The sequence below is a fragment of the Photobacterium sp. WH77 genome (assembly GCF_022014395.1).
GTDB classification, from domain to species: Bacteria; Pseudomonadota; Gammaproteobacteria; order Enterobacterales; family Vibrionaceae; genus Photobacterium; species Photobacterium arenosum.
In genome coordinates this window covers 55,296-71,949 of sequence record NZ_JAKLTE010000014.1, presented here as the reverse complement: position 1 = coordinate 71,949, position 16,654 = coordinate 55,296, and the positions used below count along the sequence as shown (strand labels likewise).

At 51.8% G+C, this 16,654-nt stretch carries 14 protein-coding genes; 10 read left to right on the top strand and 4 right to left on the bottom strand.

All coding sequences use genetic code 11. From position 1 onward, the window contains the following. The first annotated feature begins 138 nt into the window (after positions 1 to 138). The 8 genes from L6J37_RS14555 (at position 139) to L6J37_RS14520 (ending at position 10,022) form a co-directional block, all read left to right on the top strand. Positions 139 to 3,570 carry a non-ribosomal peptide synthetase gene (locus tag L6J37_RS14555; protein ID WP_237795628.1) on the top strand — a complete coding sequence of 1,144 codons (3,432 nt, stop codon included), beginning with the start codon at positions 139 to 141 and terminating at the stop codon, positions 3,568 to 3,570. Beyond that, complete coding sequence (locus L6J37_RS14550) at positions 3,567 to 5,201, top strand: GMC family oxidoreductase (RefSeq protein WP_237795627.1); 1,635 nt, start codon at positions 3,567 to 3,569, stop codon at positions 5,199 to 5,201. Before L6J37_RS14555 ends, L6J37_RS14550 begins: the two co-directional genes overlap by 4 nt. After that, entirely contained in the window at positions 5,188 to 5,964 is a 777-nt protein-coding gene (locus tag L6J37_RS14545; protein ID WP_237795625.1) for a thioesterase II family protein, read from the top strand. Before L6J37_RS14550 ends, L6J37_RS14545 begins: the two co-directional genes overlap by 14 nt. Next, positions 5,961 to 7,097, top strand: a complete 1,137-nt coding sequence (locus L6J37_RS14540) for an acyl-CoA dehydrogenase family protein (protein ID WP_237795624.1) — start codon at positions 5,961 to 5,963, stop codon at positions 7,095 to 7,097. The genes L6J37_RS14545 and L6J37_RS14540 overlap by 4 nt, the downstream gene beginning before the upstream one ends. Before the next feature lie 10 nt (positions 7,098 to 7,107). Next, the gene (locus L6J37_RS14535; RefSeq protein WP_237795623.1) at positions 7,108 to 7,989 is read left to right on the top strand and encodes a GNAT family N-acetyltransferase; all 882 of its coding nucleotides are present in this window, start codon (positions 7,108 to 7,110) and stop codon (positions 7,987 to 7,989) included. Between the two features lie 2 nt (positions 7,990 to 7,991). Further along, on the top strand, positions 7,992 to 8,534 hold the full coding sequence (locus L6J37_RS14530) for a group II truncated hemoglobin (protein WP_237795622.1): 543 nt from the start codon (positions 7,992 to 7,994) through the stop codon (positions 8,532 to 8,534). A gap of 10 nt (positions 8,535 to 8,544) precedes the next feature. Beyond that, the gene (locus L6J37_RS14525; RefSeq protein WP_237795621.1) at positions 8,545 to 9,369 is read left to right on the top strand and encodes a metallophosphoesterase family protein; all 825 of its coding nucleotides are present in this window, start codon (positions 8,545 to 8,547) and stop codon (positions 9,367 to 9,369) included. 77 nt (positions 9,370 to 9,446) lie between these two features. Further along, positions 9,447 to 10,022: a flavoprotein gene (locus tag L6J37_RS14520; protein WP_192017678.1), complete on the top strand. Its 576-nt coding sequence runs from the start codon at positions 9,447 to 9,449 to the stop codon at positions 10,020 to 10,022. Positions 10,023 to 10,135: 113 nt separating this feature from the next. On the opposite strand, the gene L6J37_RS14515 is transcribed toward L6J37_RS14520, so the two are convergent. Further along, positions 10,136 to 11,074: a LysR substrate-binding domain-containing protein gene (locus tag L6J37_RS14515; protein WP_192017677.1), complete on the bottom strand. Its 939-nt coding sequence runs from the start codon at positions 11,072 to 11,074 to the stop codon at positions 10,136 to 10,138. A gap of 102 nt (positions 11,075 to 11,176) precedes the next feature. Here L6J37_RS14515 and L6J37_RS14510 point away from each other — a divergent pair, with 102 nt between their 5' ends. Beyond that, positions 11,177 to 11,419 carry a DUF1127 domain-containing protein gene (locus L6J37_RS14510; RefSeq protein WP_192017676.1) on the top strand — a complete coding sequence of 81 codons (243 nt, stop codon included), beginning with the start codon at positions 11,177 to 11,179 and terminating at the stop codon, positions 11,417 to 11,419. A 37-nt stretch (positions 11,420 to 11,456) separates the two neighbouring features. On the opposite strand, the gene L6J37_RS14505 is transcribed toward L6J37_RS14510, so the two are convergent. Further along, positions 11,457 to 12,290, bottom strand: coding sequence for a LysR family transcriptional regulator (locus L6J37_RS14505; protein WP_218386028.1), 834 nt, complete (start codon positions 12,288 to 12,290; stop codon positions 11,457 to 11,459). Between the two features lie 105 nt (positions 12,291 to 12,395). Here L6J37_RS14505 and L6J37_RS14500 point away from each other — a divergent pair, with 105 nt between their 5' ends. Further along, entirely contained in the window at positions 12,396 to 13,274 is an 879-nt protein-coding gene (locus tag L6J37_RS14500) for an MBL fold metallo-hydrolase (protein WP_218386026.1), read from the top strand. 45 nt (positions 13,275 to 13,319) lie between these two features. On the opposite strand, the gene tkt is transcribed toward L6J37_RS14500, so the two are convergent. Next, positions 13,320 to 15,311 (bottom strand): transketolase, encoded by a 1,992-nt coding sequence (gene tkt, locus L6J37_RS14495; RefSeq protein ID WP_237795620.1) that lies wholly within the window; start codon positions 15,309 to 15,311, stop codon positions 13,320 to 13,322. An 81-nt stretch (positions 15,312 to 15,392) separates the two neighbouring features. Further along, positions 15,393 to 16,343 (bottom strand): transaldolase, encoded by a 951-nt coding sequence (gene tal, locus L6J37_RS14490; protein ID WP_237795618.1) that lies wholly within the window; start codon positions 16,341 to 16,343, stop codon positions 15,393 to 15,395. Positions 16,344 to 16,654 lie beyond the last annotated feature (311 nt).

Sequence of the window (16,654 nt, the reverse complement as noted above, 5' to 3'; positions counted from 1 at the left end):
CGAATAACATATCGCCTTCTAGTTTGTAACCTATCCACTTGTTGCATAGTAACGAGTAGATAGGTTTTTGCGTTTTAGATAATAACAATTTTATTAAATGCAAATATTGAAATACAAACTAAGGACACATGACCCATTATGAACGTTGATCAAGTTGGCAAACTAACCCTTAAAAAACAGGTCGTTAATAAACAGATAGTTAAAAATCACGGCCGTCTGTCATTCAGGCAGGACGGGCAAGCGTCGCACGAAGCAGACCGGGAAGAAGAATATCTTGATGCCCTGTACCGCGGGCAACTTCCCTTGCATCAGCCACTGGCCGAGCAAACAACCGCTGTTTCTGAACCACAGGAACAGCCATTAACAGACATCCAGTATGCGTATCTGATTGGACGGAATACAGGCCTGGAGCTCGGAGGATTATCCAGCAGTTACTATCTGGAACTGGATGTCGACGCTCTGGATGAGGAGCGTTTCAAGTATGCCGTGAACCAGATCATTGGCAGGCATGCCATGCTAAGGGCCGTTGCTGTATCTGGCGGCAAACAAAAAATTGTGCCGGCTTGCAGCCTGTATTGCATTAAATCAAAAGATATTAGTGCCTGGGAAGCTTCAGAGCAGGACAAGTATCTCACCACACTGCGCCAAAGCTTGGAAAAGCAGCGGCTAACGCTAGACGAGGCGCCGTCATTTGAAATGCGAATCACCCGGTTAACGGAAAAGACATGGCGTTTGCATTGCCATTTTGATCTCATGTTTCTGGATGTGATCAGTGTAAGGCTAGTGCTGAAAGATATCTGGCGTGAATATCAGCAGAAGGGAGATGCCACACCGGTAAAGTTACCGGATTTCCTGAATTATGTCGCCGCAGAGCGCATACTTCAGGGGGAGGCGCAGGGCCGGAACGACCAGCAATACTGGCTTGAACGCATTAATCATCTTCCCCCAGCGCCTGAACTGCCACTCAATATTTCCCCGCAACAAATTGAACACCCCAATATTCAACGCCTTTCCAGATTGTTACCTATGCAGACCTTAGCGTCATTAAAACAAGCAGCTGATAAGCATGGCCTGACAGCGGAAGCCTTATTGCTGGGGTGCTACACAGAGGTCATCCGTCAATGGTCAAAACGGCAGGATTTCACCCTGACACTGACTCAGATGGGGCGCAGGCCTTACGAAGATGCGATTGATCAAACGGTAGGAAACTTTCTTCAGCCCCAACTATTGCCAGTCTCTTGTGTTGCGGAAAGGACTTTTTCAGAGCGGATGCTAGAAGTGCAAACCTTGCTTTATCAGGGAAAGTTGCATGCCTCATTTAATGGCATTCAAGTGTTGCGCGATCTGACCAGTCGTAAACAGGAAAATCGCGCGATCTCAATGCCAGTAGTGTTCAGTAATACATTGACCCCTGAGTTAGCGGAGTGGGTGCCCGACTGGCGGGGACCAGACAGCAAGCAGGTGTATGCCAGCAATCAAACACCGCAGATCTGGCTGGAAAACCAGATCACCCTCGAACAGCAAGGTCTGGGAATTCACTTTAATTATGTGGATAGCTTGTTCCCGCCCAACCTGGCCGAAGACATGATGGACGCTTATCTGGAATTGCTGCATCAGGCTCTTTCAGATGAAGCTGTCTCAGATCAAGCGCTCTCAGAGCAAACAATCTGGCAGAAAACCGGCGCTGTGGTGAGCATTCCTGAATCAGACAGGGCAGAACGCCAGGCGGCGAATGACACTTTTGTTGATGTAAGCCCCAGGCTACTGCAGGACGGGCTGCTGGATGCGGCGAAAAATCGTCCGGATGCTGTTGCCATAGAGCAAGGTGATAACCATCTCACTTATGGCGAATTGGTTGACAAATCAACGCAACTGGCAGCGACCTTACGGGAATCTGCGCTTATTGAAGCCGGAGACATCATAGCGGTGTCCTTGCCGCAAGGGCCTGAACTGATCGTCGGTATTTTGGGGATCTTGCAGTCAGGCGGCGCCTATGTCTCGATAGATCCTGCTTTACCGCAACAAAGGCGACTGCAATTGCTGAACCGTTGTCAGGCCAAAGCGGTCGTGACCAGCACAGAGGTTTTCACCAACCCTGACGAATATCAGTCTTTTTTAAGAGTCGATCTGGATACCCTGCCGGACGATACACCTTTGGCAACTGTGTCACCCATTCAGTGCGCTGATGATCTGGCCTATGTGATTTTCACTTCCGGCTCTACCGGCGAGCCGAAAGGCGTCATGATCAGTCACAACAATGCCGTCAATACGCTTGAGGACATTAACCGTCGCTTCCAGGTTACAGCCGACGATGCCGTCCTTTCTATTGCACCGGCAGGGTTTGATTTATCTGTGTATGACTATTTCGGGGTGTTGGGTGCAGGTGGCCGTTTGGTGTTCCAGGCCGCAGACGCCCAGAACGATCCCAAAATCTGGTGTGAGACTCTGATTCATCACGGCATCACAATCTGGAACAGCGTTCCTGCCCCGGTCAAAGTGATGGTTGACAGGGCCAGTGATCTGCTAGCCAGCAGCAAGTTGCGACTGATTTTAATGAGCGGAGACTGGATTCCGGTGGATTTACCGGATGCGATCCGCAACGCACTGCCGGACGCTCAGGTAATCAGCCTTGGCGGTGCAACGGAAGGCTCCATCTGGTCTATCTGCTATCCCATTGAGCATGTTGAGCAAGACTGGGTCAGCATTCCGTATGGTAAACCCCTGGCGAATCAGCGCTTTCATGTGCTCAACGAGTGGCTGGAAGATTGTCCCAAATGGGGGATTGGTGAGTTGTATATCGCGGGTGAAGGGGTTGCTCAAGGCTACTGGGCCGATCCGGAGAAAACGGCGCAGCGATTTTTTACCCATCCGAAAACCGGAGAGCGTCTGTATAAAACAGGGGATTTGGGGCGCTATATCCAGGACGGCTTGATAGAAATTCTGGGCAGGGAAGATAACCAGGTGAAAATCAATGGTTACCGGGTTGAGCTGGGTGAAGTGGAATTTGCTTTGCTGGGTTTGCAAGCTGTCAACCATGTTGTGATTGATGCGCCGGCTCATCCTCAATCGGGACAACGGCAGTTGGTCGCCTATCTGGTACTGCATGAGAGCGCAGATTCTTATGACCATGAAACCCTGAAACAGCGCTGCAGGGAGCAGGTACAAAGCACCTTGCCACCCTATATGGTGCCCACTTACTTCGTTATTCTGCCTTACATGCCACTCACCGCAAACGGAAAGATAGATCGAAAAGCATTGCCGGCACCCTGGCCGGAAGAGCATGCACAGCCAGCAGAGAGCACCCCCGTTTCTGTTACGGAAAGCCGGTTGCTCAATCTCTGGCGGGATCTGCTTCAACATGATGATCTGGATGTGAATGCCGGTTTCTTTGATGTTGGCGGAGACTCGCTGATTGCCGTGGCGCTGTTAAGCACGCTGCGCGAAGAGTTCAAGGTCACGGCTGTACAGGAACAGGATCTGATCGAAGGCCTCTTCATGAACACCAGCATCCGTCAGTTTGCCCAGATTATTGAATCAATGAAACAACTGGATGGAGTCAGTCTGGGATGAGTGCTCTAGCCGAAGAACCACTGGCTCAGAGCCAGTTTGATTTCATCATTGTCGGTGGAGGGTCTGCGGGCTGTGTGCTCGCAGCCCGCCTGACGGAAGACAGCAATAAACGGGTGTTGTTGCTCGAAGCCGGACCCGAGTCAGATGCTCACCTTGCTGACAGTCCGCTTGCTGATGCATCACGTTTGGTGCTCGAAGGTTACAACTGGTCGTATCAAGCGCAATTAAAAGGCAGCCTTAGCCCGGCCTGTGACCGGGTTCGTGGTCAACAGAAGGAGACATATCCGCCTCCCTTTGACTACAGAGTGGGGAAAGTGCTGGGCGGATCATCAGCAGTGAATGGCGCCGTTGCACTGCGGACTTTTCCTCGTGACTTTGCGCGTTGGGCAGAGATGGGATGTCCGCAGTGGTCGTGGCAACACGTACTACCCTGGTATCGCCGTCTGGAAACCGATACGGATTTTTCTGGTGATGACCTGCATGGCGATCAGGGGCCTATGGTACTGCGTCGTCCCGACACAGACAGCTTGCATCCGTTAGATCTGGCTTTCTCTGTCGCCTGCCAGAAGCAAGGCGTTCCTTATGTAGAAGATTTGAATGCTGGCGAAGCACCCGGTATCGGTCCTGTACCTTCCAACGTTAAACAGCAGGCCAAGCGTTTGGATGCCTATCAGGCTTATCTGGCACCGGTTCAGGACAGACCGAACTTAACGGTACTGACAGACGTTCTTGTCTCTGCCATCAGGTTCAGCGGGACGGCGGTGTCAGGCATTGAAGCGATTTATCAGGGGCGCTGCCATAGCTTTGAAGCCAGTGAAGTTGTACTGGCAGCAGGAGCAATAGGCACCCCTGCTCTGTTACAGCGTTCCGGAATTGGTGATCCGGCCCACCTGGATTCCCTGAACATTCCTGTGCGGGTTGACCGGCCAGCCGTTGGCCGCAATTTGCAGGATCATGCCTCTCTGGTGATCTGGGCGCTTCCCAAAGCCGGTGTCTGCCGTCGTGGCTTGCCGTGGCGCCAGATTGCCGCCCGTATTTGCAGTGGTGCAGGTGAGGAAACCGATGTCCAGATTGGTCTGCTCAACAATGTCGAAAGTCATACCGTTCCCAAATTCAGGCACAGGCTTGAGTATCCCATGATCGTTGGCGCTTCTGCCATGCTGATGCAGCCTGCTGCGCGGGGACAGGTTTTTATCACCAGCCGCGAGGCAGAAGTGCTGCCATCTATCCAGCTCCCGTTACGTGAAAACGAGCAGGACGTTCACCGCATGGTAGGTGCTGTACGGCAAATGTGGCGCGCACTGCATGACCCGGATGTTGCCCGCTTTCTGGATGGGATTCAGTTCTGGTCTGACGCCATGATTAACAGTGATCGTGTGATGCACAGCGCGGTAAAAAACATGCTCAACCCGGGCTGGCACGCATCCGGAACGGTTCGGATGGGGCCTGAACATAACCCGGATTGCGCGGCAGATCAGAACGGCAGAGTGTACGGGGTCAGTGGTCTGACTGTTGCCGATGCCTCACTGTTTCCTGTGATTCCCTCCATGCCGACTAATTTAACCACCATCATGGTGGCAGAGCGTATCGCGCATGCATTGAAAACAGGAGGTCTGGATGTCAGCAAATAAAAATCTGGTTGTGTATGCCTTCCCCCATGCCGGTGCCAGTGCCAATGTCTACCGCCCTTTCTGCCAGCTTCATCAGGACAAGGGGACGGCTGTTTTACATCCGGTTGAAATACCCGGACGTGGAATGCTGGGTCGTGAACCTGAGGTGACATGCCTGCAAACGCTGGCTGAAAAACTGGCAGATACCCTGTTTAGCGATTTTCAGCAAAAGCAGCAGCAGGGGATTCAGTGCTGGGCGACATTTGGCCACAGCTTCGGCGGTGTGCTCAGTGTAGCAGTCACAGACGTTATGCATAAAAAGTATGGGATCAAGCCTGTGTACAGCATGGTGTCGGGATCAGTCCCGCCCAGTGAGCAAGATATCGATGATTTGCACTTATGGTCGGATGAATCGCTGCTGCAAAAAATGCGTGAGGATCAGGGAACACCGAATACTGTGCTGAATGAACCGGCGCTGGCTAGGCGCTATGTGGCTCAGTTGCGCTGTGATTTTCTGGTGCGCAGTCAGTTTCCTTCGCTCAGGGATCTTCGAGTCGTGCAGCCCCTGCTGCTGGTGGCCGCATCGGACGATCCGCACGTTACTGAGGAGCAGCTTCAGAAGTGGCGGCAGCATACCTCGGAACGTACAAGCATGATCCGGGTGGATGGCGATCATTTTGCGGTTTACCGGCACTGGCCTGTGATTCAGCAGGCAATGGATACCGAAGCCTCATTAAGGCTGGCGGCGGAAAACAAAATGGACAGTTGGAGTGTGTTTCAGTGAGTACAACCACAGATGAGCTAAAGGAATTCCGGCTGTCTTGCCGGGAGTGTTTTGACCATTACGCGAAGCCCCATCTTGAAAAATGGGAGATGCAGGGCCTGGTTGACCGCGATTTCTGGCAAACCATGGGAGCACATGGCTTGCTGGGGATGGGCGTCAGCCAGGATCTGGGAGGAAAAGATAAATCAGATTATCGCTACGCGCTGGCACTCACTGAAGAAATGCTGGCAATTGGAATGACAGCGCCGATTGTGATTTCCCATAACGATGTGATTGCCAGCTATATCAACCAGTTTGCTTCCGAAGAGCAGAAACAGCGCTGGTTACCGGATTTGTGCAGTGGCCGACGGATAGCCGCTATTGCCATTACCGAGCCAGGCGGTGGCTCAGATTCGGCCGGGATGAGCACGGAAGCGACAGCAGACGGCGATAACTATGTGCTCAATGGCCGTAAAGCGTTTATCACCAATGGCGTGAATGCAGATCTGTTCATCGTCGCTGTGAAGACTGACGCCGGGCCGCGAGGGCAGGGAATCAGCCTGATGGTGGTGGAAAAAGGCATGGCTGGTTTTTCTCAGGGTGAAGCGCTGAAAAAGCTGGGATGGCATGCCAGTGATACGGCGAACTTAGCGTTTGATCACTGTGTTGTGCCAAAAAGTAACCTGCTCGGACGTGAAAATCTTGGCAGTTATTACTTTATGACAGGAATGACACGCGAACGCTTAAGTATCAGTACCGTGGCGGTGGCAAGCGCGGAAATCATGATGGCAGAGACGCTGACTTACGTTAAGCAGCGCAAGGCGTTTGGTCAGCCGATCGGTGCGTTTCAGTACAACCGCTTTTTGCTGGCGCAACTGGATACTCAAATCAAAGTCACCCGCAGCTATCTCAATGATGCCATTGAACGTTTTAATGCGGGATCGTTAAGTCTGGAAGATGCAGCCCGACTGAAATGGTGGGCAACAGAAGTGCAGAACAAGGTGGCGGATGAATGTCTGCAACTGCATGGCGGCAGTGCTTATATGAGCGATTCGTCGATCGGCAAATTGTGGGTCAACAGCCGGGTTCAGAAAATTTATGGCGGCACCAGTGAAATCATGCTGGAAGTCGTCAGTAAATCCATGGGGCTTTAGAGAGGAAATAATGGATATCGTAAAAAACAAAACGGAAACATCCAACAGCGTCTGGCATGTAGAGCACGCTACTCTGGCGGAATGGCAAGCGGTGATGGCGTGGGCAAAAGATGAAGGCTGGGACATGGGCCTTGGTGATGCCAACGCCTTTTTTGAGGTTGATGATCAGGGCTTTTTTATCGGTTATTTGGGTAAAGAGCCTGTTGCTGCGATGTCAATCGTTAATTATTCGTCCAGCTTTAGTTTCCTCGGGCACTATTTGGTTTCCCCAACGTACCGTGGGCAAGGCTATGGTCTTAAGCTATGCCAAAGTGCGTTCGCCCACGGTGGGGATCGTTGCATGGGACTGGATGGAATGCCGGCCCAGGTTGATAACTATGCAAAATGGGGGTTTGCAGGGGGCCGGAATAACCTGCGCATGGTGGGCCAGGTACAGCAGGATTACCATTGTCCCGATTATATTGAGTTGGTACAGGCTGCGGATATCGACGATATCGTTGCATACGATAAAAGCTGTACTGGTATCGACCGCAGTGCCTTACTGAAACACTGGTTTATCGGTGAAACACGTTACGGTTTCATTTGCAGAACCGGTCAGGAAGTGACAGGTATTGTTGGAGTCCGTCAGTCGCAAGACGGTTACCGAGTTGGTCCGCTGTTCGCCAATACTCCCGATCTGGTGGAACCTCTGTTCGTCGCGGCATTATCCGCTGTACCGCAGGGGAGACAAGTCACATTAGATGTCCCTGAAAAAGCAGATCCAACGTTGATCAAGCTGGCAGAAAAGCATGGATTTGAATCCATCTTCCATACACTTCGTATGTATCGCGGCGAGCCGCCGAAAGAGCAGGAGCACAAGGTTTGGTGCATTGCGTCATTGGAGCTTGGTTAATCATGAGTGAAAACACTATGACAGAAACTATGACAGAAACCATGGCTGAGAACGTTGAGACAGCTGAAAAAGGCCAAGCGATGAGTACATCAACACCCACATTGCTGGAGTGGATGGGGGGACGCGACGCGATCCGTCACTTGCTGCAAGTATTTTACGCAAAAGTCGAAAAAGATGACTTACTTCAGCCCCTTTTTCAGCATATGCCACCAGATCACCATGTCCATGTTGCTATGTGGTTTGAAGAAGTCTTTGGCGGTGAGCCCCTGTATACCAATGACAGAGGAGGGTTCAAAAATATGATCCGCAAGCACAGGGGGCGTTCGATTCAGGCGGAACAGCGTGATCGTTGGGTATCTTTGATGATGCAAAGTGCGGATGAAATTGAACTGCCAAGTGATCCGGAATTCCGGTCAGCGTTTACGGCATACATAGAGTGGGGATCTCGCAGGGCAATGGCTAATTCACAACCGGGCGCTAAGCCTTCGAAGCGAGATACCGTGCCCAGATGGGGATGGGGAGAAGCGCCTCCGGGCACACTTTAGGAGCAAAGCTATGTTGGTGGCTGTCAGTGATTTGCATGTCTCTCACCCGGAAAACAGGCGGGCTGTAGAAGCACTGTGCGCTGGACATTGCGAGGATTGGCTTATTCTGGGTGGTGATGTGGCCGACGATCTCACCGATTTTGAGTGGGTTATTCGATTGGTCGCCGCGCGGTTTTACCGGGTCATCTGGGTGCCCGGTAATCATGAGCTTTGGTGTACACCCAAAGAGCCGATGGCGTTACCCGGTGAAATGCGATATCGCCAGCTTATCGAGATTTGCCACCAATATGGCGTCCTGACCCCGGAGGATGACTATCCGGTTTATACCGCTGAGAATGGGCAATCATTTTTGATTGCCCCTATTTTCACCTTGTATGACTACTCGTTTCGCCACCCTTCTGACTTCACGCCAGAGCAGGGGTTGGAGAGAGCAAGACGGGCAGGTGCGGTTTGCTCAGACGCGTTTTTTCTCAAAACGTATCCCTATCCGGATATCCGAAGCTGGTGTACCGAGCGTGTTCAGTACACAGAAGCCCGACTGAATGCAGTATCGGGACAGCTTCCCATGATATTTATCAATCATTTTCCAATGCTGCAGGTCCTGACTCAGTCTGTGCAACCGCAGGAGTTTTCAATCTGGTGCGGCACACAACTGGTTGCATCCTGGTTAAGCCGTTATCCGGTCTGCCTTGTCGTGTACGGGCATCTTCATATGCATGGTTCCACGGTACTGGAAGGAATACCGCATGTTGAAGTGTCTTTAGGTTACCCGAAAGACAGGCATGGCCGTGATGTGTCCGGCATGTTAACGGTACTCGACACACTCTTGATGTAAGGCTTCAGATCGAACAGCACTACAGAAATGTTGAGCTGTGTCAGGGACAGATTCGGCAATAAATAAGGAAATCAAATATGGACAAGCTCCAGAACCAACCAACAGCAAAGCCTAAGATACTGATCGGAGCATCAGGTTCTGTGGATATTATGTTGTTGCCAAAATATTTACAGGCGATCAAAGGGGGAATTGATTGTGAACTGACCGTTCTGATGACACCGACGGCAGAAACATTCATACCCGCATCCAGCATGGCATTGTATTGTGACCGGGTGATCGCGGGTGAGCAGCCCCGGGACTGGCCGACGGATAAACCTTCCCGGATCGTCGCCGATCATGATGTGCTGTTTGTGATGCCAGCCACAGCAAATACACTTGCGACTGCGGCACAGGGCGGTGCGACCAATCGGTTGACGACCGTGATCCTGGCAGCGGATTTTCCCGTGTGCTTTTTGCCCGTGATGGGAGCCGTAATGTGGAAGAAGCCGGCGGTTCAGCGCAATGTCCAGCAACTGCGAGAAGACGGTTATGACGTGGTTGAACCGGTTTGGCATGAGAATTTTGATGCGTCGCTCAGTCGTATGGTTGGTCATCCCTCGTTACCTGCTCCTGAAGCTGTCATTGCCCTGTTACAGGCGGCGCTGAAAAAATAGCAGGTAGTAAAATGTTCAGGCAGAGGCAGAGGCAGAGGCAGAGGCAGAGGCAGAGACAGTGACAGGGATAGATATAGCGAACAGTACTTGTTATACCCTCTTGTTTGCTGCCTTCATGCTTCTTTGATAACCAGATCGGCAGGCCGAGTGTGCTGAAACGCTTCTGCCTGCCGGCGAATCCAGTCACTGAATAACCGGATCTTTTCACGTTTAAAATAACCTTCCGGTGCACACAGGAAATAACTGTAATTGGGCCGTACCGCAATGTTACCGATACGTACCAGGGTGCCATCTTCGACAAATCGGTGAGCCAGGCTGTGCCGAGCCAGCGCAACACCCTGTACAGACAAGGCCCCTTCAAGCACATAGCTGGCACCATCGTATACCAATGAGGTGGAACCACCTTTAACGCCAACAATCGACATCCAGCGCTCCCAATCCATATCCGGTAAAAGATCACCAATCAGATGAGCATCTTGTAAGTCCTCAACCGCAAAAATCTGATGTTCTTTCTGATAAATCGGATGGCAGACGGGGTAGAGCAAGTCATCCATCAGCCACTGACAGGTTAAATTCGGATAGCAGCCTTCACCGTATCGGATGCAGAGATCTAACGAAGATTGCTCAAAATCCACCAGTTCATTTTTCGACTCAACTAACACAGAGATGTCTGGATGATCCGAACGAAATGCTGTCATGCGAGGTACCAGCCAATGGACGGAAAAAGAGGGCAGTGTCGACAGGGATAAACGCTGGGGTTCCGGGTCATTGTTGATCAGCCAAACGCCATTCTGAATGTGTTTGAAGCCTTCCTGACTGTGCTCAAACAGAGTCTGACCTTCCGGGGTCAGCACCACTCGCCGGTGCTGGCGGTAAAACAAGGCGGTACCCAGCCAGTCCTCCAATAACCGGATTTGCTGGCTGATGGCAGCCGCAGTGACATGCAGGTGCTCGGCTGCGGCTTTAAAACTGCCGTAATGTGCCGCCTGATAAAAATAATATAAACCCTGTAATGGTGGCATACGGTGTCGGAGTTCATTTGGCGATGACATTAGTTTTCCTTAACTGACTGTCAGGATCTATCGTTTGAGGAACGGCTGACTCTGGTCGAAGATAAATCTATCTTTCGATGATGATAGGTGGTTGATATGGGGATGACAACATATAAGCTTGCGTTTACCGCGAGCAGAGAAGTGGTGAATATGATTAAGTCTGGCTTTTCTTATTATCGACGCTGGCGTCAGCGGGAGCGTGACTTACGCCACTTAAGTGAATTACCTGACTATTTACTGGATGATATAGGGCTGGATCAGAATATTGTCGACGCAGAACTGCGAAAATCTTTGACTGATGGAAAAGAGATACGGCGACAGGTTTTCAGGCGCAGTGGCGGGTAGCCCAGAATACTGGGCTGAATCACCAGTGTCTGGTTGGTTAGGGTCTCATCGCTGAAAGCAGAAAGTCGATGAGCACTTTAACTCTTTGAGGCAGTAGCCGACGTTGCTGATAAATCAGAAACAGCGGTAAGGAGGGTAAAGGTACAGGCGGAGGAACGGCTTTCAAGGCAGATGATTGCAAGCTGCTTTGGCAAAGCGGCAATGGCAGTAGTGCGATACCAGTACCAGACAGACATAAGGATAACGACTGTTCCAGATTGGAAGAACGAATGGCTGGGTTTTGGCCGCTGAACGGGCTAAGGCCAAGCGGGTCATGCAGTTCGACGTTATGCCATTCACTGATTGGCGCATGTTTTGCCAGCCACTCAGGGCTGGCAACCAGTAGCATCTCGGCTGGTGGCAGCGGTCTGGCTATAAGTTCAGTATTGACAGGATCTTTGCCTCTGATGGCAATATCAATCCGGTGTTCAGCCAAATCCAGTACATCATCTTTTGATACTAATTCGATACGAATTAGCGGGTATTTGTGGTGAAAAGACTGTAACAATGAGAGAAAGTGTGCATTTGGTAAACTTGCCGGTACGGATAAACGGATGTCTCCTGCCAGTGTTGCTGCCTGCGTAAATTGTGCCCCTGCCGCCTCTAATGTATTTAAAGCTGTTTTGCAGGCCAGCAGGTATTGTTCGCCTTCTGGCGTTAAAGAGACATGCCGTGTATTTCTCAGAAATAACCGGACACCTAATTGTTTTTCCAGTTCGTTTATCCGTGCGCTGATTGTTGCTCTGGGTACGTTCAGGCGCCTCGCTGCTTCTGAGAAGTTTAAACATTCAGCGACCAGTATAAAGCTGTTAAAAGGGGCGAGTAAGTTCATTGTCTAAAATAATCAGCCAAGTTGTATCGAATATCTCATATTTTTTACCACTAAATCTCAGCGTATTCTTCACTTATTGTCGATGAACAGTAAAAAGGAATAAAAATGAGATTTGAACGGGTTGCGATTGCTGCTGCTATGGTTATGAGCTTGCCCATAGCTCAAGCAAATGAGTTGAATATACAGTGGTTGGGTGGACCAACGATGCTGATTGAGTTTGGAAACATACAATTACTGACAGATCCTATGTTGGGTGAAGGAGAGAAAGCTTACCGAATGGCGGATCCTAATGAAGCGTTTGATCTTAAACAAGGCCCAAATGTGAAGGATCATGCTCGATTAGCCCCATTGCCTGATTTCGATCTCCAGCAGGTCGATGCTGTACTGATCAGTCATACGCATGAAGACCATTTTGATCAGGTGGCGCGTGAGATTTTGCCTAAATCCTTACCTGTGGTGATACCTGAGTCTGATATTGCTTTAATGTCTTCGCTGAAGTTCAGCAACAGTCAGGCGTTAATCTGGGGTGATACTTGGCGATTAGAAGATGGCAGCCATAAAGTTACGATAACGGCTATACCTGCTTATCATACGCTAGCACCAGCAATGGAATCGTTGCTGGGCCATGGTAATGGTTACTGGATGACTTTTGAGCAGGGCGACTGGCGAAAATCACTTTACTGGAGTGGCGACAGTTTCATGACTCCAGAATTGATCAGTACGGTACGTAAATTGGGTCAGCCAGATGTATTTGTGCCTCATGTCGGCAGGGTAGGGACAACCGGACCGCTGGGAATGATATCAATGGGTGCTCAGGAAGTTAGGGAGGCAATTTTGCAGTTGCAGCCGGGAAGAACGTTGCCGATTCATCACTCTACCTATGCGCTGTATCTTGAACCTGTCAGCGTATTAGTAGAATTAGCAAACCAGAGTCAATTACCAGTAGATGTGGTATCCGAAGGTGGTGTATTGACCTACAGATAAAAAAAGCCAGTCCGCAGACTGGCTTTGGGTGCGTGTCTGGTTAACTTACGCCAGCAGCTCTTTCGCTGTGCTGACCACGTTTTCAGTGGTGAAACCGAACAGCTTGAACAGCTCACCGGCCGGGGCCGATTCACCGAAGCTGGTCATGCCGATGATGCGGCCGTCAAAGCCCACGTACTTGTACCAGAAGTCGGCAATACCGGCTTCGATAGCGATACGGGCGGTCACATCCGATGGCAGTACAGACTCGCGGTAAGCGGCGTCTTGCTTGTCGAACGCATCGGTTGATGGCATAGACACCACGCGCACCTGCTTGCCTTCGGCACTCAGTTCAGCCGCTGCGTTCACCGCCAGCTCTACTTCAGAGCCGGTGGCAATCAAAATCAGCTCAGGCTTGCCGGCGCAGTCTTTCAGGATGTAACCACCCTTCGCGATATCCGCAACCTGCGCGTCGTTACGCTCCTGCTGAGCCAGATTCTGACGCGAGAAGATCAGCGCTGACGGCGCGTCTTTACGCTCGATGGCCAGTTTCCAGGCCACGGCAGATTCAACCTGGTCACACGGACGCCAGGTGCTCATGTTCGGGGTCAGGCGCAGCGAAGCGATTTGCTCCACCGGCTGGTGCGTCGGGCCGTCTTCACCCAGACCAATCGAGTCGTGGGTATAGACCTGAATGTTCTGCACGCCCATCAGCGCGGCCATGCGCATGGCGTTACGGGCATATTCCATGAACATCAGGAAGGTCGCGCCGTAAGGCACGAAACCGCCGTGCAGGGCGATACCGTTGATGATGGCCGTCATGCCGAATTCACGCACACCGTAGTGGATGTAGTTACCGGATGCGTCATCTGCGGTCAGCGACTTGGAACCGGACCACATGGTCAGGTTGGAAGGTGCCAGATCTGCCGAGCCGCCCATGAATTCAGGCAGGATTTTGCCGAAGGCTTCCAGCGCGTTCTGAGAAGCTTTACGGGAAGCGATGTTGGCCGGGTTGGCCTGCAGATCGGCAATGATCTGGCTGGTTGCTTTTTCCCACTGTGCCGGCAGTTCACCGTTCACACGGCGTTTGAACTCCGCAGCCAGTTCCGGATGTGCAGCTTCATACGCGGCCAGTTTTTCATTCCATGCGGCTTCTTTGGCGGCGCCCGCTTCTTTGGCGTCCCACTCAGCGTAAACGTCGGCAGGGACTTCGAACGGACCGTGCTGCCAGCCCAGGAATTCACGGGCTGCTGCGATTTCATCGTGACCCAGCGGGGCACCGTGGCAGTCGTGAGAACCGGCTTTATTCGGCGAACCGAAACCAATGATGGTTTTGGTACAAATCAGGGTTGGGCGTGGGTCGGCTTTTGCCGCTTCGATAGCCGCGTTGATGGCGGCCGCATCGTGGCCGTCAACCGCAGGGACCACGTGCCAGCCGTACGCTTCAAAACGTTTTGGCGTATCGTCGGAGAACCAGCCTTCCACGTGACCGTCAATCGAGATGCCGTTGTCATCCCAGAAGGCGATCAGCTTGCCCAGACCCAGCGTACCGGCCAGCGAGCAGGCTTCGTGAGAAATACCTTCCATCAGGCAGCCGTCGCCCAGGAATGCATAGGTGTAGTGGTCAACTACATCGTGGCCGTCACGGTTAAACTGTGCGGCCAGCGATTTTTCCGCAATCGCCATGCCCACGGCATTGGTGATGCCCTGACCCAACGGGCCTGTGGTGGTTTCGATGCCCGGCGCGTAGCCGTACTCCGGGTGACCCGGGGTTTTCGAGTGCAGCTGACGGAAGTTTTTCAGATCGTCAATTGCCAGCTCGTAGCCGCTCAGGTGCAGCAGGGAGTAAATCAGCATAGAGCCGTGGCCGTTGGACAGCACGAAGCGGTCACGGTCAGCCCAGTTCGGGTTTTGCGGGTTGTGATTGAGGTGGTCGCGCCACAGCACTTCCGCGATGTCCGCCATCCCCATCGGGGCGCCCGGGTGGCCGGAGTTGGCCTGTTGTACACCGTCCATACTCAGGGCACGGATAGCATTCGCTAATACTTTACGATCCATAATAAATTCTTCTTACTCAATACAGGTTGGTCATAAAACGAGTGAGAGCAGCTCAGTCGCTGCTCTCAAATAGAAACGGGATTACAGACGCGCTTCGATCATGGTTTCCAGCTTACCCTGGTCGATCGCGAAGTTACGGATACCTTCCGCCAGCTTCTCAATCGCCATAGGATCCTGGTTGTGATCCCACAGGAATTCCGCGTGGGTCATAGCCGCCGGACGCACTTCAGAAGCCACATCAGCAGAGAGCTTCTGTACCACTTCGCCTTGTGCTTCAGACAGCTCCTGCAGCAACTGCGGGCTGATGGTCAGGCGGTCACAGCCTGCCAGCTCCAGGATCTCGCCGGTGTTACGGAAGCTTGCGCCCATGACCACAGTGTTGTAGCCCAGGGCTTTGTAATAGTTGTAGATTGCCGTTACTGACAGCACGCCCGGATCTTCAGCAGCGTCGAAGTCACGGCCTTCTTTGGCTTTGTACCAGTCCATGATGCGGCCGACGAACGGCGAAATCAGGAACACACCGGCTTCGGCACAGGCGCGGGCCTGGGCAAAAGAGAACAGCAGGGTCAGGTTACAGTTGATGCCTTCTTTTTCCAGAATCTCAGCCGCGCGGATCCCTTCCCAGGTCGAGGCCAGTTTGATCAGGATGCGGTCGTTGCTGATACCGGCATCGTTGTACATTTTGATCAGCTTACGGGCTTTGGCCACGCTGGCGTCGGTGTCATAAGACAGACGGGCGTCGACTTCAGTGGAGATACGGCCCGGCACCACATTGAGGATTTCTTTGCCGATGTTGACCGCCAGCTTGTCACCGGCGTCTTCGATTTGCTGTGTTTTATCGCTGCTTTGCGCTTTGGCATAAGCAATCGCATCGTCGATGAGCGGTGCGTACTGTTCAATCTCTGCGGCTTTCAGGATCAGGGAAGGGTTGGTGGTGGCATCTTGCGGTTGGTACTTCTTAATCGCTTCGATGTCGCCGGTATCGGCAACAACAGTAGTAAGTGCGCGCAGCTGTTCCAGTTTGGTGCTCATCTCAGTAAAACCTTTTTGATATGTGGTAAGAAATGACGTTCTGCCCGGTGGCGGTTCATTATGCATGAACGAATGTAATGCACCTGAGCAAATGAAGTGCTCATATTTGAGCTTTTTGCCACAAATGTCAAACCCTACGTTACAGAAAATGAGGGTGAATCTGGCCCGAATCGGTACAGTCCCTGATGGCAGGAAAAGCGGGATAATTCGTTGTGTTTTGCGTGGTTCGATAGTGATGACGCTGATGGCAATATAAAAATATGATATCAATCAGTGTGATATCTGTTTGTGCTAAATGCCAGTGTGATTTC

Bases quoted from the DNA above. Each gene is read 5' to 3' on its own strand.
- L6J37_RS14555 (WP_237795628.1), top strand. From the start codon at position 139: ATGAACGTTGATCAAGTTGGCAAACTAACCCTTAAAAAACAGGTCGTT.
- L6J37_RS14515 (WP_192017677.1), bottom strand. From the start codon at position 11,074: ATGTCATCGCCAAATGAACTCCGACACCGTATGCCACCATTACAGGGT.
- L6J37_RS14505 (WP_218386028.1), bottom strand. From the start codon at position 12,290: ATGAACTTACTCGCCCCTTTTAACAGCTTTATACTGGTCGCTGAATGT.
- L6J37_RS14510 (WP_192017676.1), top strand. From the start codon at position 11,177: ATGACAACATATAAGCTTGCGTTTACCGCGAGCAGAGAAGTGGTGAAT.
- L6J37_RS14550 (WP_237795627.1), top strand. From the start codon at position 3,567: ATGAGTGCTCTAGCCGAAGAACCACTGGCTCAGAGCCAGTTTGATTTC.
- tal (WP_237795618.1), bottom strand. From the start codon at position 16,343: ATGAGCACCAAACTGGAACAGCTGCGCGCACTTACTACTGTTGTTGCC.
- L6J37_RS14500 (WP_218386026.1), top strand. From the start codon at position 12,396: ATGAGATTTGAACGGGTTGCGATTGCTGCTGCTATGGTTATGAGCTTG.
- tkt (WP_237795620.1), bottom strand. From the start codon at position 15,311: ATGGATCGTAAAGTATTAGCGAATGCTATCCGTGCCCTGAGTATGGAC.
- L6J37_RS14545 (WP_237795625.1), top strand. From the start codon at position 5,188: ATGTCAGCAAATAAAAATCTGGTTGTGTATGCCTTCCCCCATGCCGGT.
- L6J37_RS14520 (WP_192017678.1), top strand. From the start codon at position 9,447: ATGGACAAGCTCCAGAACCAACCAACAGCAAAGCCTAAGATACTGATC.
- L6J37_RS14525 (WP_237795621.1), top strand. From the start codon at position 8,545: ATGTTGGTGGCTGTCAGTGATTTGCATGTCTCTCACCCGGAAAACAGG.
- L6J37_RS14535 (WP_237795623.1), top strand. From the start codon at position 7,108: ATGGATATCGTAAAAAACAAAACGGAAACATCCAACAGCGTCTGGCAT.
- L6J37_RS14530 (WP_237795622.1), top strand. From the start codon at position 7,992: ATGAGTGAAAACACTATGACAGAAACTATGACAGAAACCATGGCTGAG.